The 14,866-nt window shown below is 59.2% G+C and carries 14 protein-coding genes; 5 read left to right on the top strand and 9 right to left on the bottom strand.

The genetic code is table 11. The annotated features are described in order from the left end of the window. Nucleotides 1–43: 43 nt before the first annotated feature. Together I7X43_RS14020 and I7X43_RS14025 are read right to left on the bottom strand one after the other, a co-directional pair. Nucleotides 44–1,957 carry a DEAD/DEAH box helicase gene (locus tag I7X43_RS14020; RefSeq protein ID WP_198101580.1) on the bottom strand — a complete coding sequence of 638 codons (1,914 nt, stop codon included), beginning with the start codon at nucleotides 1,955–1,957 and terminating at the stop codon, nucleotides 44–46. Nucleotides 1,958–1,972: 15 nt separating this feature from the next. Further along, entirely contained in the window at nucleotides 1,973–2,899 is a 927-nt protein-coding gene (locus I7X43_RS14025) for a hypothetical protein (RefSeq protein WP_198101581.1), read from the bottom strand. 464 nt (nucleotides 2,900–3,363) lie between these two features. Here I7X43_RS14025 and I7X43_RS14030 point away from each other — a divergent pair, with 464 nt between their 5' ends. After that, entirely contained in the window at nucleotides 3,364–3,840 is a 477-nt protein-coding gene (locus I7X43_RS14030; RefSeq protein ID WP_198101582.1) for an SHOCT domain-containing protein, read from the top strand. Nucleotides 3,841–3,963: 123 nt separating this feature from the next. On the opposite strand, the gene I7X43_RS14035 is transcribed toward I7X43_RS14030, so the two are convergent. Beyond that, a complete protein-coding gene (locus tag I7X43_RS14035) occupies nucleotides 3,964–5,487 on the bottom strand; it encodes a GTPase family protein (RefSeq protein ID WP_198101583.1) in 1,524 nt (507 codons plus the stop codon). Beyond that, nucleotides 5,484–6,695: a GTPase gene (locus tag I7X43_RS14040; RefSeq protein WP_198101584.1), complete on the bottom strand. Its 1,212-nt coding sequence runs from the start codon at nucleotides 6,693–6,695 to the stop codon at nucleotides 5,484–5,486. Before I7X43_RS14040 ends, I7X43_RS14035 begins: the two co-directional genes overlap by 4 nt. A gap of 356 nt (nucleotides 6,696–7,051) precedes the next feature. Between I7X43_RS14040 and I7X43_RS14045 the strand changes: the two genes are divergently transcribed. The 4 genes from I7X43_RS14045 to I7X43_RS14060 all read left to right on the top strand — a co-directional run bounded on the left by I7X43_RS14045 (nucleotide 7,052) and on the right by I7X43_RS14060 (nucleotide 10,146). Continuing rightward, complete coding sequence (locus I7X43_RS14045; protein ID WP_198101585.1) at nucleotides 7,052–7,855, top strand: hypothetical protein; 804 nt, start codon at nucleotides 7,052–7,054, stop codon at nucleotides 7,853–7,855. Nucleotides 7,856–7,858: 3 nt separating this feature from the next. Next, nucleotides 7,859–8,848, top strand: coding sequence for a helix-turn-helix transcriptional regulator (locus I7X43_RS14050; RefSeq protein ID WP_198101586.1), 990 nt, complete (start codon nucleotides 7,859–7,861; stop codon nucleotides 8,846–8,848). Then, nucleotides 8,845–9,522, top strand: a complete 678-nt coding sequence (locus I7X43_RS14055; RefSeq protein ID WP_198101587.1) for a hypothetical protein — start codon at nucleotides 8,845–8,847, stop codon at nucleotides 9,520–9,522. The genes I7X43_RS14050 and I7X43_RS14055 overlap by 4 nt, the downstream gene beginning before the upstream one ends. A 144-nt stretch (nucleotides 9,523–9,666) precedes the next feature. Beyond that, nucleotides 9,667–10,146, top strand: coding sequence for a thermonuclease family protein (locus I7X43_RS14060; RefSeq protein ID WP_198101588.1), 480 nt, complete (start codon nucleotides 9,667–9,669; stop codon nucleotides 10,144–10,146). A 49-nt stretch (nucleotides 10,147–10,195) separates the two neighbouring features. On the opposite strand, the gene I7X43_RS14065 is transcribed toward I7X43_RS14060, so the two are convergent. The 5 genes from I7X43_RS14065 to I7X43_RS14085 all read right to left on the bottom strand — a co-directional run bounded on the left by I7X43_RS14065 (nucleotide 10,196) and on the right by I7X43_RS14085 (nucleotide 14,817). Beyond that, a complete protein-coding gene (locus tag I7X43_RS14065) occupies nucleotides 10,196–11,836 on the bottom strand; it encodes an NERD domain-containing protein (RefSeq protein WP_198101589.1) in 1,641 nt (546 codons plus the stop codon). Between the two features lie 111 nt (nucleotides 11,837–11,947). Continuing rightward, nucleotides 11,948–12,367, bottom strand: coding sequence for a hypothetical protein (locus tag I7X43_RS14070; RefSeq protein ID WP_198101590.1), 420 nt, complete (start codon nucleotides 12,365–12,367; stop codon nucleotides 11,948–11,950). A gap of 264 nt (nucleotides 12,368–12,631) precedes the next feature. Further along, complete coding sequence (locus I7X43_RS14075; protein ID WP_198101591.1) at nucleotides 12,632–13,492, bottom strand: hypothetical protein; 861 nt, start codon at nucleotides 13,490–13,492, stop codon at nucleotides 12,632–12,634. Between the two features lie 378 nt (nucleotides 13,493–13,870). Continuing rightward, a complete protein-coding gene (locus I7X43_RS14080; RefSeq protein WP_198101592.1) occupies nucleotides 13,871–14,251 on the bottom strand; it encodes a hypothetical protein in 381 nt (126 codons plus the stop codon). Continuing rightward, nucleotides 14,248–14,817, bottom strand: a complete 570-nt coding sequence (locus I7X43_RS14085; RefSeq protein WP_310737577.1) for a thermonuclease family protein — start codon at nucleotides 14,815–14,817, stop codon at nucleotides 14,248–14,250. The genes I7X43_RS14080 and I7X43_RS14085 overlap by 4 nt, the downstream gene beginning before the upstream one ends. Between the last annotated feature and the right edge of the window lie 49 nt (nucleotides 14,818–14,866).

Here is a 14,866-nt window from a genome sequence, read left to right on the forward strand (position 1 = left end):
TGCAAAGCACTATCGCGAACATGGACAGTGCATCGCCGCATTGTCAAGACCACGTCTGCCCGAACTCCCGCAACTGCGGTGCTGAGCTGACAACTGTCAAGAAACAGCCTCGGTCATCCTGTTTAAGCCGAGTAATTGCGGCATAAGCCACGGCCAAGGCAGTTGGATCTGCCGCATCCGTGATCTGGACGACGAGCGCACGACTTTCCCAACCCTTAAAGCTCTGAATCGTCGTTACCTTGACTCTCGAATCGCCCTTGAAGAAGGCCGTCTTCCTACGGCGTCGGTCCTTGTCCTTTTCCTCTTTTGTCTGCCCAATACCGAAGGTATGCAAGACCCTAATATTCTTGTCCAAGAGAAGTCCAACAACCTCTAGTCCGATGTCTTCCCGATCCACGATACAGACCAACTCGGCCGCAGCGACCGGATCATCATCTGATGCCGACAGGATTCCGAGCATGGCGTCGACGCACTCGGCCGCTACGGACTGCATCGGGTCCAACTGCCGCCAGCGCAGTTCCGTCCTAAATTCAAGCTCGCCCTGCGCGGGAATGGGCCGATGCTCGTCAACGTCGGGCTGAAAACGATCCACGAAATCGGCTGCCAGCCGGCATAGGCTGGGCGACATGCGATGCGAGCGATCGAGTTCCCCCCAGGGACCTCTGAAGCCAGCCCCTTTCATCTCGAGGTCAGTCCATGGCTTGATCCCGTAGATGTTTTGTTGGCGGTCCGCGACTAGAAGCGCCTCGCCGCTTCCGTCTGCCGGGAGGGCCGCACACATTGCCTCCCACCAAGTCGGCAAAAAGTCCTGGCCTTCGTCCACCAACACCGCATCCCAGCGGTCATCTTCGTTTAGGGCCGCGGCCCACTGAGCGGCTTTTGATGGCAATACCGTTCGCAGCGTCTCTTCGGCATCATGGTCGCTCCCCTCTGACCAGAGGGCTCTGAATTCGTGCTCTTTGCCGGCGATTTCGGCGACCCGTCGACACCAGTAATGGAAATTGAGAGCGGTGATCTGCCTGCGAACCTCGCCGGACTGCGCGTACTGCACCGCTAGGTCGAGCAAGTAGTTGACCAAGGTGACGTTGAACGTTACAACCAAAACCCGTAGCCCCTGCTTCGCGAGCTCTGCGGCACGCCCAGCAAGCACAAGCGACTTTCCGCTACCTGCCGGCCCCTTGATGCGCCGAAACTGCACACGCTCTTTGTTGATGCAGAGCGCTCTCTGTTTGGGAGTCAACAGCTGCGCTAGCGGAATGCGCTGATCCCGCGAGAACCCAGGTTCGACCAGCCAGTGCCTCAGGTCAGCGGCCACCCGGTCGTTCATTCGGTCGTCGATCCTGCGCGCAGAACTAAGGAGGGCTCGTAAGGCTCCGTCGTCGTGCCGCCCAAGCAACTCGGCACCAATGACCGGATAAAGCCTCGAGTACTTCGTGTGGCCCTTGGCCTCCCGCAAAGGTAAAAGAAGATCTTCGGCGTCTCGCGTCGTTGCACTTGTAAAGATCACGCCAGCAATGATTGAGCCAAAGCCGTCCTTCGCCGGCAAGCTCGGAACGTACAGTCCGTGAATTTCGCGTTTGTAAAGGTCAATTGCGGCGACGGGGTCCTGCCGACTGAGAGAAAAAGTCTTCCCGTCCCTGTGCCCCATCAACCTCGGGACATCGCTCTCGTAGTCGATGAAATAGTCAAGTCCTTGCAGGTTCCAGTCCTTAACCTCGTACACGGCAATGCCGCGTTGGGGGTGCAAGAGCACAAAGTCCGGCCTAAGCCCATTGAGATGCGGCTGGATGTAGATCTCCCACCCAGCCGGAAGAATCTCGATAAACCACTCGAGTACCCTGCGCTCGCCATCGTTCAAAGGCTGCCGCAAGCTGGGCAACGCTGCCAACGGAGGGTCGATTACTCGAATGCTGGCACTTGACTGCAGATCCGAATCGAGGCGCGTGGCGGCTTGCATGACGGCGGACGACTTCTAGTTTGACTTTCCCTGCGTCCCCGACGCAGCGCCACATGCATGGCCATCAAAGGCAGCGAGGAATATCGCCAGCGCTTCTGTCAGTTCAGTCATCGCATCCAGTTGTGCCTTGGTGTAAGGCTGTTTGCCGAGCATCGACAACAGCTTCTCCTTCGCCACGTTAAACATCCCATAAGGCCGAATGACCCTCCTGAGTCTCGTGATCGTCGCGATGATCTCGTTGCAATGTCGTTCAGCCTCACGCTGCCTCGCTTCGACCACTTTGACCCTCAATGGAAGGCTCTCGAGCTCCCTCAGAACCGCGGCGATGGATTCCTCGACTTTGACCTTGGCGTTTTCGAGTGCCCCTGCCTTCTTGTGTGTGAAATACACGAGTGGAACTGCAGCTATCCCCCCCAGAACAGCCATACCTCCAGCCATGCCCGCTCCACCTGCAGCTAGCGCTCCTCCGCCGAACCAGGCTAGGGTCGCATTCGTAGCTGCGACGCCGGACAAGCCGGAAATCGCGGCGCCAGTGGATGCCGAGCCGAAAAGAGTGACCAGCGACCAAGCCCCGACAGCCATGGTCCCACCGGTAAGGGTTCCGACTCCGACTGTGAGCGCGGAGTTCATTCCAGCGTTGAACCGCTCCATCTTGTGTAACGTTTGCGTCGTTACGGCTACATCCAGCGCGCGCTGATTTTCGATACGACACTTGAGCATACGCTCGGCACTTTCAAGATGGGGTTTGGTCCGTCTCAGAGCGCTGCCGATCGCAACAACTGCCGCATTGATCCTTTTCTTGCATGCGTTCGCCCGGCCAATCAGAGACTGGAGTCTGGCGTTCGCCTCCTCGTATCCCCGCTTCGCATCCTCCAATCTGCCGGCGCCACCTAGCGTGACGATTTCAATCAACAGCTTGAACAGGTCTTTCAAAAAACCCATAAATTTCCTCCCCTCGAGCAGTGCGCAAGACTGCCTCTTATGCGGTTCTTTTCTACTTCTCACCTCGAGGTTTTCGAGTGAACCATCGCAAATCATCGTATCCGAGGATCGCCGCTCACCGGTACTGCTAGCCGATCTTGCTGGCCACGGGCACCACGGCGGCACACGTCGATTGGTTGCTAGCTACGAGCCGGGCGTATACGTGCAAGCCGCTGTCCGGACTATCGGTCGCTAACGTTTTTGAGCAATGCATTGACCTAGCAGGTCATGGGGCCCCCCTGGGGCGGTTCGCCCAGATCGCAGGCCTAGCATTGAGTGGGGGTTCGCAGCCAGGTTTTTGGCGATGCGAATTCACAGCAATCGCCTCGTCTGACTGAAGTCAATCGTGGCATTCCGCATTCAACCGAGCCACACGTACCATTCCCATCCGCTTTGCACGATTTGAGAAGACGAGGGAGAGAATCATGTGGGACAAATTGAAGGACCTTGGCGGCAAGGCGAAGACCGCCGTCGCTTCTGCCACCACACTTGTTGGCGACCTGAATGGAGACGGCAAGGTTGACGAAGAGGATGCACGCATTGCCGCCGAATGGGCAAAACTAACCGCTTCAACCGTCGCGACCGAGGCTGGGCGGTTGACCAAAGAAGCTTTGCGCTCTGACATGGCCAAAGATGCGGCAGCTGGCGCTGCGGTCGGCGCCGTCGTTGCTGTGCCTGTTCCACTCGTCGGCCCCATGGCCGGCGCGGCGATCGGCGCTGGAATTGGTGTCTACAAAAACCTCACCAAGAAGGGTTCGACTCCTGGATCCAATACAGACCCGAAAGCACAAGTCGACGTCCACGCCGAGCTTCTGAAACTTGACGACCTCCGACAGAAAGGAGTCCTGTCGTCCAGCGAATTCGAGTCCGAAAAAGCAAAGCTGCTGGCATCGCGCGTTTGATCCGAGGCGGAAGAATCCCTTTTGACCCACGTGTAGCGGCGTACCTCAGGAATCCGCTGCCAGAGACCAAGGGAATACTGGAGCACCCCTTGGTCAGTTGCTTACCGATTGATACCGAGCCGTTCAACCCTTCTTCGATTCAGGTCGCAAGAACAACTTGCCCACGCTGATGGTCGCCCCTGCGACCTGGGTGGCCACGCGCTTCAGGCTCGTTGTGTGTCGCGCGTCCAGGGCACGGCGCAGCGAAACACGCTGCGCGTCGGGGAGCTGCTCCTCCAAAACGGCCCAAAGCGTTTCCAAGTTGTACGCTGGTGCATCTGGCCTCAGGGACACTGGAACGCAAGGTGCTTCAGCCACATTCATGGCGCCCATCAGTGCGCTCATGGCCGCCTGAATGTTCACCTCCTTTGGCGTCGCTGGCGCATCCACGTTGTAGGGGGGACTCCACTCCCTACGCGGCGAGAGATGATCAACGTGACTTGCCACCAAAACCATCTTGGGTCTTGGACGGCGTCCATCCTGGAAGTCCTGATGCAGGCGAGCCATGGCCTTGCGATCGACTTCTCGCGCCGGATTCGCGGCCGAGGCTATCCACAAGATTAAGTCGCTGGTCTGAGCCAACCGAGACCACTTATCCAGACCGTCAGCCGAGTCATCGAGCCCCTGCGTATCAATCAAGATCACATCGGGCCGATCGCTGGCCTTCGATCGGTACTCTGTTTCACCAGGCGTGGCGGGTAGCTCTGAGACAGCAGCCAGAACATCCTGTGCCAGAGCATTGACCAGCGACGATTTACCCGCGTTGACTTGACCAGCAACCAAGATTCGAACCGGCACCGACTCAGGCTCATCGGGTGCCGCATCCAAGACGGACTGCTTAAGTTCTGCGACATCGACGCGAAGGCGACCGCCATAAAGATCAATGGCCAAGCGGCCCAATTCCAAAACCAACTCGCGACAGATACGACCGTAGATTTGTTCGGTTCCGCTTGCCAGCGCCTTATCTTGAAAGAACGACTTGAACTCAGCGACCGCCCCACCCGCCGGATTGGCGTAGATCCTGAACATCCGATAGGCCGCGACGAGAGCCTTCAACCCCGCGCCATACTTTTCATGCGCAGCCTGTAACCCTTGAAGGTGCGAGATCTTGATCACCTCGGCACCAGGTACTTTCTGGACGATCTGGGTGCGAAGCTCGCGCGCGCCGGTCTCAAGTGCCAACAGCACATCGGGCACGGTGAAGTGCGCAGCGGCAAATTGCTTGTTTGGATGCAGTGCCGTGGCCACCGTGATCAGCGTTTCCTCAGCCAATTCACGTGCCGCATTCACGGACATTGGCGGAGTACTGGCAACGCTATCGCCCAGACGAACGACTTGCTCCCACGCCTCCGCTTCAGCCGGGTTCCAACCTACATCCCCTTGCGCCCTTTCTCGTTCATGGTCGGCGGCTGTCATCTGAGGGACGGGAAAGCGCTTGAGCACAGCCAACACGGCCAAAGCGAGGACGCCAAAACCCAGGGCCCACCAGACAAACCAACCTTGCTCAATCAGGTACAGAACCCCGGGCACAGCCAAGAAGAGGACCGACAACAGCGCGACAGCAATGGGAAGCAATTGACGCCAATACGTCCGCCAAACCATGTTCATTTGCTGTCGCCTTTCGCAGCGCTCATTCGGACCGCTTCCTTGAGGCCCGCCATGAATGCGGCTTTAACCTCTTCAGCATTTACTTCCGCCCGACTACGGCGACTTCGCATGTAAACGCAGGCTGCCTTCCCCAGCGCAAAGGCGACTGCGTAGTCCTGCGCTGCGGCGATAGGAATCAACCAAGGACCCAACTTAGTGAACTGGCGCAGCAAGAGCATGGATCCTTCACGAACCGCGACAGCGCCACCAAACATGCCAATCAAAGAGGCCATGTCCTTGTTAGACCACTCGACCTGGTGCACCCGGGCCAGATGCCACAACATCGCAATTGACACGCCCGGGATCGACACAACACCGACCAGCGGTATCGCACCCACGCTCGCCGCAGCCCCCGCGTAATAAAGGATCAGGCGATTGACCTCGCGATCGACACCCGCAGATCCGGTCGCCTCCTGGTCTGCAAAAAAGCTGCGCGCAATGTTGAACATTGCCGTCGGCGCTTCATCGAGGATGGCGCCATGCAAGTACTCCCTCCCATATTGCACTGGCGCATATCCATCTTCGGGCCGGGTGAAATCAATTGCGGCAAATCGCGGCGCCACCCCCTTGAGGCCGCTAAAGAGAGCTTGCTGATGGCGAACCGCGCGCTGGAGTCCAGCGTACGCATCCGGGACAGGAGAGTCGACGTCTGAAAAGTCAATGGAGGGCACAGGATGATCAGCGCCCACGCCGGCATACAACTCATGAAGGCAGGTGTGCAGAACAATGATCGGCCACTCAGGGTGACTCTCCCGGATTGCGCGTAGCGACTGGATCAGTTCGCTTTGATTCATGTCGGACACCCGCATCGTGGCAATGACGAGGTGTGCCCGGTCTTTATTGACGGCCATGTCCTGCGCAGGGTCGTAACCCGCTTCACCCAGCCCTCGCGTGTCTAAAAAGCGAAGAACCGGCCGCTCCGTCGGGAAGTCGAACACTTGCGCGGTTTGCGTACAGGGAGCAAATCCATTCCCGACCGTGGCGGCATCGGCCTGGGTCAATGCCTCGACGACCGAGGACTTTCCTGACCCGGTCTTGCCAAGCAGCCACACCACAGGCGCGGAGGCCAGGGCCGCTTCGCGGATCTGAGACTCATCGAGCGCTGGCTTCGGCTCGCCGTCTTTCGCCCAGTTCCACCTCTGGGCCCAACCATTCAAGAATGAAAACATCGTCTGTTGATCTGCCGACTCGATGAAATCGACTACCCCCTTTGAGGCGCAAATTCTCGACGCTGGATGCATGGAACATCGGAGGGGAGCACCCAAAACAACACCCCACAAGACACGACACGCCCTGTCGCTTTGGTTTTGCAGACTCGCTTCCGTCCACACATACGGAGGTTCTGCAAATGGCACGTGTCCTGCTCGTTTTGTTCGCAGCGGCCGCTTTCACCAAGCTGGGCGCTTTGATCGTGACCACAAAGATCCTGGCCATCGCGCTCCAAATTGCGTTCTTTGCCCTGGTCGCAGTCGGCTGCGTTGCCATTTGGAATCGCTTTAGGGGTCGAAACCGAGGCTAAGCGGCAATGCAACGCGGTAAAAATCCGACGTCACTCAATAACAAAACAAGGAATCAGGGAATGGGACTCAGTCCGGTTGCGGCGGCCGTTGCGTCGCTCTACGGAGAAGTGGTCGATTTCAATGCATTCATTGACCGCCACATTGACTCACTAAAGGCGTCAGCCAACGCAACGATCAGTGCGACAGGGCGTGTTCTCGAGAGCGCCAAATTCGGATTTGGCTTGGGCTATCTCAGCTCAGTCACCATCATCGCCGTCGGCCAATTCCTGTTGGGCAACCCTTTGGCCGCGGCCACGACAGTCGCCTCTGCGACGGCCATGGCCAACCCAATCGCGATGACTTGTGCAGCCGTTGGGGCGATTGTTTACGGCTGGAATGCCCTGTCCGACGCCGAGAGAGAAGGCGTGCTCGCCAATCTCAGTGCGGGACTAGACATCGGGATCGAACTGATCAAGGCGATCATTGCTTTTGTGATTCGCACGACCAAAGAGCTGTTGGACTCTGAAGCGCTTAAAGAATTCAAGAGCTTCATTGCTGAGAAGGCCACCCTTTTTGGCCGAAGACTCTCCGATGTGACTCGCCAAGCACTGGATACCCTCAGCGATTCTGCGCTTGCCGCGCGGCGTGCAGCAGACTTGGCGCTGGCATCTACAGCGAGCGCGGCTGCAGTCGCAAGCGAATCGGTTGGACGGAAGTGGCGCACTTGGCGCAAAGATGGCAAATCCGCCCCACCAAGCGCAGCCCTTCCGGATGACTCCACCCGTCCAGACACCGTACCGACCGCACGCGATCAGATCCTGCCCAGCTGAGCCATGCAAGAAGCCGCCTCTCATGAGGTTCTCGTTCGCCGCCTAGCTGGCATCCTGATCAAGCTCAATAGCGGGGAGGCTCTCAGTCCCTCAGATCTAGCCAATGAATTTGGCGTCAACCTTCGCACGATTCAACGCGACCTGAATGATCGACTGGCTGCACTGCCCATCGAGAAGGTCAACGGCAAATACCGGCTCAATGCTGCAGCGCTTGGAAAGTTCGGTGCGAAAGACATCGAGCAGTTTGCAGTGATGGCCGGAGTTCGGGATCTCTTTCCATCCTTTGACACAGACTTCATGCGATCGGCGCTCTCGGCAAGCCAGTCGGGCGCATGGCTCGTCAAGGGTATGACACTCGAGGATCTGGGGGGCAAGTCGCATGAGTTCCGCGCCCTTGAGGGAGCGATTAACGCCTGCCGGCTCATCAGCTTTCGCTACACCAAAGGCGTCAAGTCGACAGTGTTCGACGCTGTCCAGCCGCATCAATTGGTGAATCACAACGGGATCTGGTACCTGGCTGCCAGCCACGGTGACAAAGTCAAAACCTTCTCGGTGGGCCGATTGGAAGGCTTGTTGGTCGGCAGCGAAACTTTCGTCCGCGAGTCTGGCACCCGAGAAAAACTCCAAGCAGCCCAAGGCATCTGGATTGGCGATGGACCAAAAACAGAAGCCACATTGACCATATCCGCAAGCGCCGCGCCGTTTTTTACCCGGCGGCCGCTCCTGCCCCATCAAGAGATCACCCAAGAGAACTCCGACGGCAGCTTACTGGTCAAGTGTCAGTACTCGCACCCGCTCGAAGTCATTCCTGTGATCAAGTACTGGATGCCACATGTGGGAATTAGTGCGCCAGCAAGCCTCCTTGAGGCCGTGCGGCGCGACGTCCAGGCCTTCCTAAGTAGCCTCTCGGACTCACCACTCGCCGATCAGTCGGACGAACTTTCCCGCAATCACTTGCTCCCGACTACAACTCCGAACGCTGAACCTCAATGAGCTCATCCAATTTCAACGACGCGTCCAATTGGCTCGGCACCGACAAACGCAAATTGGCACTCGGCATCGCTGCAGTTCTCTTTGCTGGCCTTGCAATCACCGGCGCACTGCTTCCTGAAAAAGCACCCGAGCCGCCCAAGGTCACAGCGGCATCGGTGGACGTTCCCATCTACATGCACACCAATGGAGGCCGACTTGAAGTGGCGACGGTGACGGCCACCCAAGACTTCAAGCTTGAGGCAGCAAAAAGGGAATTTCTCGGGGTGGATCTCGGCAGAACGGTCTCGAGCGTTCGCGTCAAGGCTGTTTATCGTTTCCACATCGATATGGAAAAGAAGTGGCCCATCCAAATCACCCAGGACGGAGCCCGCGTGATGGCAGGCCCCCTCAAGTCGACGCTTCCCGTTTCATTCGATACCCGGACTCTTGAAACAGAAACCCAAAGCGGATGGGCCAGATTCGACAAGCATGAGAACCTGAAAGCGCTCGAGCGGCAGTTGAGCCCTGAACTTGAAAAGCTCGCTGAGCAGTACAAGAAGATGGCCCTGGACTCGGCGCGCACTTCGATCGCAGACTTCGTCCGCACCTGGATGCTCAAAGAGCATCACTGGCAGAAGTCTGACAAACAGGAGATCGAAGTCTTGTTCCCTGGTGAACAACCCAAAAAGTCCTGAGCCCGCCGCCCGGGAAGCGTGCGATCTACCCTGATGGATCGCGAGCAAATCACGTGCTTCTTCTTGCGGCCTGCTTGAGCCTCTTGGATCTCCGTAGATCGTCCAAATGAATATCGGCTCCCCTTGAGATCCGCTCTTGTCTGAATGTTTCTCGTCGGTACCCTCGCCATGTGGGCATCGATAAATTCAGCACACGCCTACACCATCGTGGGGCAAGTTGTGGGCGTCCATGATGGCGACACCATCACCCTCCTGGACACGAGCAGAAGTCGCCACAAGATTCGTTTGGACGGGATCGACGCACCCGAACTGGGCCAGCCCTTTGGTCGGTCGGCGAAGACAACGCTGGCCACCCTCGTGGTGCATCGCGAAGTTTCGGCCGATTGTGGCAAGTCCGACCGCTACGGACGCGAGATCTGCCGAGTTCTGATCGACGGTGTCGACGCCGGAGGAGAAATGCTTCGGGCTGGAATGGCCTGGTTCTACAAGCGGTACGCCAGAGAACTCCCCCTCAACCGACGCAGTCACTACGCCGAGCTCGAGGGAATTGCTCAATCTGAGCGGCGCGGCCTATGGAGCGACCCTCATCCAGTTCCGCCATGGCAGTGGCGTAAGAAGAGCTGAGCGCTACGCAAGCCCCGCCGCCCGCATCCAATCCTTCAATGGGCTGACGTCAGTCGGCACCCAATGTGGACTCGACGGCGCGGGCGGCACTCTGGCTCATCACCCACTCCAGGTGCAACTGGGCCCGCGTCATTCCAACAAAGAGCATTCGCTTGGCCTGCGTGTCGAGGCGCTCGAAGTCGCACTCCGTGAACACCACCGCCGGTGCCGACTGCCCCTTGAAGCGGCGCACGGATTCCAGCAGCAGGTCTCCCGAGGTCCAGATCGCATTGCGCGCGGCGTCAAAGGCACCTGTCGCGCGCCTGATACCCCACGCACCCAATTCCGTCCTGTGATGCAGTTTGGAGCGCTCGCGCCCTCGGTAGGTCACCACCGCGATGTCCTTGAGTTGGAAGCCCCGATCCAAGCATCGCTTGACCGCAGCCTCCGTGTTCCGGAGCAACTCGCGCTCATCGGAGTACACCCATGGATCAAGGAACTCCCCGTCGTAGGGCCCCTTCGGAACCACAGCCTGGCGCGTGAGCCCTAACGCGTTCATGACGTGGACCAGTTGCCGCGGGCTTCGGAAGTTATCCGGGCAGCGCACATGGACGGCCCCTTCAATGTCGAAATCCTCACGGTCCTGGTAAAGCCGCTGATCCGGGTCTTCGAGCAAATACGCACGGCCATCGGGCTTCAAGCGTTTGAGAAGCGCTCCCACCCATTCCGGCTGAAAGTCCTGCACCTCATCCAGGATCAAGACGTCCAAGTCGGGCGCGCTTTCGGGGAGTACGGCCATCAAAGTTGCGGCCGCTCGATCAAAGGCGCCCGCTTCATGGGCCGGCCAAGTCGATTCCTGTCGTTCATGGATCCGCACCGCCAGCTCATGAAAGGTCTCGATTTGCGCGCTGCCCGGTGCCAGTTTGGCCATGTGATCGGCGAGCGGGCGGTTGAAGCAGAGGTACGCAGCTTTGTGCGCCGACATGCGGGCGTTGCGCAAGAGTGTGAGAGCCAGCTGCGTCTTGCCGGACCCGGCAGTGCCATCGACTCGAATGACACCCGAGGCCGCTTCGATGCGCGGCACCCAGGTGGAGAGCCCTTCGCCGAGGTGACGGCTGGCCCCTTGCACGTGACCGATGACGGCCTCCACACAGGGAGCCACCTCGAAACGGTTTTCAAGGAAGGCCTGAACGCGCTGAGCTACGTCCGGCTTGTTCAGGCCGACGCCACCGATGGCCCGGTCGACGCGGTGGGCAAAGTTGTCCATGTCCGTGGCGTCAACGATCTGTTCGCACGGAAACAGAACGGATCCGGCCACCAGCCGTGCATCCGGAAAGACTAGCAATTGTCGGACGTTCACCTGGAGGTGCTCTGCCTCCAGACGGGCCCGCATGGCAGATATCTGCCGCTTGGCTTGTCCCAGGACGTCCTTGCGGACAGCCCCGTACCGTTTGTAGAAGCGCCCTTCCTCGACTTCCACTTCACCGGACTTGACTTCAAGCAGCAGCAGGTCGCCCGACTGATTCATCAGAACGATGTCCACCTCGCCCCGTTGCTTTTCGGCACCGTCTCCCAGGCTCCACTCGACGTTGTGGAACACGCAGTAGGCGTCAGGCAATTCCTTCTCGATGCGCTTGAGCAGGGTGTGTTCGACAAGGATGCCAAGCTTGGTGGCGTGTGGGAGCGGTAGATCCGGGACGATGCGGGCCATAGAGGGAGGTCAACGGTCAGACGGCACAACTCTAGTGCCAATGACGGCACGGCCCACTCACCGCACGCTCAGCTTACTCACGGTAGACACTGCCCGCCAAAGCGACGTAGCTCAATGCGCCGGACTGCCAGTCGCTCCATATCGCGCGACAAACTCGGCATCCTCTCTTTGAATGGCTTGAAGCAGGCCGTCCTGAAGGGCCTCGGCGATCCGGGCATCGGCCTCTTGGCAAACCAGGAAGATCCGCAACCAACTGGACCACAACGTCTCGTGGTCCTCGAGTTCGTAAATCGGTGCGCCTTTGAGGATGCCAGCGATGCGTGCGACCGGGTGCTGCGTATCCAGGCCCCATGCGTCCGGCCTTCTGGCCGGCAAGTTAGCTCCGTCGGGGCACCACAGCACGAAGGCCCACTGCTCCGGGTGTTTGACGGCGTCGAGCCCTTCGCCCTCAATTTGTTCATCGCAGAGCTTTAAGACCGCACCGCACCAAGCCTCTGCACTGGGCTCGTCGACGAATTCCATGTGCTCCATGTATCAATTCCTCCTAGGGTTCATTGAGAGTGGTTAGGGCGTTGGGATCCTCGCCCAGCTATCAGAATCAAAATCGGCTTGCTTGTCGCGTCAACTGGTTCCGATTCGCCGACCCAGCGTGTCCCGCCGCCAACGATCGGCGTTCACTTCGAACCAGTGCTGCATTCATCAGTGAATGACTGCGGTGGACGCTCAATGGTCGACGGTCCGTCAACCGCGCGCTCGGCAACCCGCTTCTCCCCTACGCAGTTGTTACTCCAACATCTACAGCGCCGCTCGCACCTCGCAGCTTGGACGTTGCCGCCCGAAGGGCCTCTTGGACAGGAACAGCCACCTCAGCCAGATCGGGCGCTCATAGGGACCAAGGCCGTACAGCGGAAACGTCTCGCTGTGCGGCAGGTGTCTGCCAATGGCTCGAGCCAACGCTCGCGGCCGCGCACTGGCCGGCAAGGTCCCCGCGACCACCGCCTCGATCAGTTGGCAACCCTGCTCCAACGCACCCTCGATCTCGTGGAATCGCTGGTTGCTGAGCCCCGACAGCCGACGCCCCATCTCGCCTTGGCTGGGAAGAAGCCGCAACACTCGGCGGGCCTCGGCCACGCCCAACGGCGGGAAGCCTTCATCCTTTTCCAGTCGGCCGATGACGTAGGGTAAGCGACGCAATGCCTCTCGCCGCTGCGCGGCAAGCCCGATGCAACCTATCAGACCCACCCCCTGGCGCCATTGCCGCTCTTGAGTGGGTCGATCCAAGTAAAAGTCGGCCCAAGCCCGGGCGTTGTGCGGCGAGCGAACGGCTTCCACCAACTCGTGCCGCCGTGGGAAATGGGGCGCGATTCGCTGCGCCTCGGCGATCCACGCAGGATCCGCATCGGCCCATCGGCCGGACATCGCCGACTGCAAATCGTCGATGAGCGCCCTCACTCTTTCTATTCGCCGGACTGCCAGCAGCAAGCGATAGGCCTCATAGTCAACCAGACGACGGCTGAAGTCGACCTCTTGGGGATAAGCCTGCAGGTACCAATGCCCCACCCGTGAGGCCTCGGTCCCATGAGGAGCCAGTGCCAGCTGTTCGAGCAGCAGGCCGGCAGCTTTGAGGGCGGAGATACGTTCCGAGAGCGTTGTCATGTCAACTCCTGGCAATGGCTCGAGCTGGTGACCCAAGCGGGCGCAGGCTCGCGCGTTTCATGTGGCATAGCGGAGGGGCGCGAAGCACGGCTCATCCCAGATCTCCTCGGTCAATTCGCCCTCACAGCGGCATCAAACTCAGCGATGCGCGCTGCTTGCACCTCGCATCGCGAACGATCCGCCCCATAGGGCTTCGCCTCGTCCGGCACCTGAAACGACGTGCTTGTCGGAGTCTGATTGGAGCGCGAGTGAACCAGACCACTCCATGCGTCAGGGTCATCCAAAGGCGCGGGCGCGGGCGCGGGCCCAAGCTCAATCTCATGCCTAGATAAATAGCAGAATCGAACTGATCTCGTAGACCAGTTCAGATTCGCCAGCCTAGTTCTGCCCGTCGCCAACGATTGATGATCGCGGCTGGCTATTTGGAGCGTCAACGGTGCGTGACTGAGGTGAACTCTCAGGGGTCGACGAGCCGTGACGCACCATCGATTGAAAGTCGGGCCACTCGCCTACAGCGGGCTTGGTCCATCCCGAAGCGCTGATGCGCAGCCAGGGGCCCAGCACCGCCTTCACGCACTCATGACACAGGTCCAGATCGACGTGATTGCCATCGCCCAGAGCCGAGCCCCAGGTGCAGTCGAAATCCAGCGACACGAAACTGTGGAACTCGTGGTCATCCACTGACGCCGTTCGCCCGCAACGGTCGCACGTCAGTTGTTTGACGTACGACTTGGGCTGAACATCCAAGAGTCGGCTCATAAGTGCTCCTGTTTCTTTGATGCGCGCCATTCCCAGGGAGGAATCGAAGCCGTCTCGGCCCACAGACCTCGGTGCGTGATCCTGGCTTGCTCCTCCAGGAAGGCGTATTGGGTGCGCCTGTCTTGGGACAGCTCTCTCGCGTAGCGCCTGAAGTACCAAGCCATCCCATGGCGGAGCATCTCTCCGCCGGCATCGACCCCATCTACCTGCACCAGGCAGACCTCACGCCTGTATCGGTCTGTCTTGCTGCAGGTGGCAACGACATTGCGACGAGCCACGAGCTCAGATAGTCGCACCTTCGCCGCCTTTCCGAATGCTTGCCCCAGTTCGGGGGCGTCGATCCCGTCTACCCGTATCTTGTGCCGCCGGTTGTCTGCGTCCAGCAGGGTGACTGTGTCGCCGTCATGAACACCCACGATGCGGCCCTGTAGTTCAAAAGGGCCGGCCTTCGCTTGGGCGCCCCCAATTAGGCAAGCCACAACACACATCTGCCAAGCCGTTGAAGCCCACTTCAATGTCCGACTAGGGGCTGGTGTGTCGTATCGATGGACGTTTCTGAATGTCATGGCGACCTAGAGCGAGATGTGACGATGGGAAGAACCATAGGCCCACCGT

Origin of the sequence: Inhella gelatinilytica, assembly GCF_016093295.1 — a bacterium.
GTDB lineage: Bacteria > Pseudomonadota > Gammaproteobacteria > Burkholderiales > Burkholderiaceae_C > Inhella > Inhella gelatinilytica.

What these genes read in the sequence shown, in the direction of transcription:
- I7X43_RS14020 (WP_198101580.1), bottom strand. Translation starts at nt 1,957, where the DNA reads ATGCAAGCCGCCACGCGCCTCGATTCGGATCTGCAGTCAAGTGCCAGC.
- I7X43_RS14040 (WP_198101584.1), bottom strand. Translation starts at nt 6,695, where the DNA reads ATGTTTTCATTCTTGAATGGTTGGGCCCAGAGGTGGAACTGGGCGAAA.
- I7X43_RS14025 (WP_198101581.1), bottom strand. Translation starts at nt 2,899, where the DNA reads ATGGGTTTTTTGAAAGACCTGTTCAAGCTGTTGATTGAAATCGTCACG.
- I7X43_RS14030 (WP_198101582.1), top strand. Translation starts at nt 3,364, where the DNA reads ATGTGGGACAAATTGAAGGACCTTGGCGGCAAGGCGAAGACCGCCGTC.
- I7X43_RS14085 (WP_310737577.1), bottom strand. Translation starts at nt 14,817, where the DNA reads ATGACATTCAGAAACGTCCATCGATACGACACACCAGCCCCTAGTCGG.
- I7X43_RS14035 (WP_198101583.1), bottom strand. Translation starts at nt 5,487, where the DNA reads ATGAACATGGTTTGGCGGACGTATTGGCGTCAATTGCTTCCCATTGCT.
- I7X43_RS14050 (WP_198101586.1), top strand. Translation starts at nt 7,859, where the DNA reads ATGCAAGAAGCCGCCTCTCATGAGGTTCTCGTTCGCCGCCTAGCTGGC.
- I7X43_RS14055 (WP_198101587.1), top strand. Translation starts at nt 8,845, where the DNA reads ATGAGCTCATCCAATTTCAACGACGCGTCCAATTGGCTCGGCACCGAC.
- I7X43_RS14065 (WP_198101589.1), bottom strand. Translation starts at nt 11,836, where the DNA reads ATGGCCCGCATCGTCCCGGATCTACCGCTCCCACACGCCACCAAGCTT.
- I7X43_RS14060 (WP_198101588.1), top strand. Translation starts at nt 9,667, where the DNA reads ATGTTTCTCGTCGGTACCCTCGCCATGTGGGCATCGATAAATTCAGCA.
- I7X43_RS14075 (WP_198101591.1), bottom strand. Translation starts at nt 13,492, where the DNA reads ATGACAACGCTCTCGGAACGTATCTCCGCCCTCAAAGCTGCCGGCCTG.
- I7X43_RS14070 (WP_198101590.1), bottom strand. Translation starts at nt 12,367, where the DNA reads ATGGAGCACATGGAATTCGTCGACGAGCCCAGTGCAGAGGCTTGGTGC.
- I7X43_RS14080 (WP_198101592.1), bottom strand. Translation starts at nt 14,251, where the DNA reads ATGAGCCGACTCTTGGATGTTCAGCCCAAGTCGTACGTCAAACAACTG.
- I7X43_RS14045 (WP_198101585.1), top strand. Translation starts at nt 7,052, where the DNA reads ATGCAACGCGGTAAAAATCCGACGTCACTCAATAACAAAACAAGGAAT.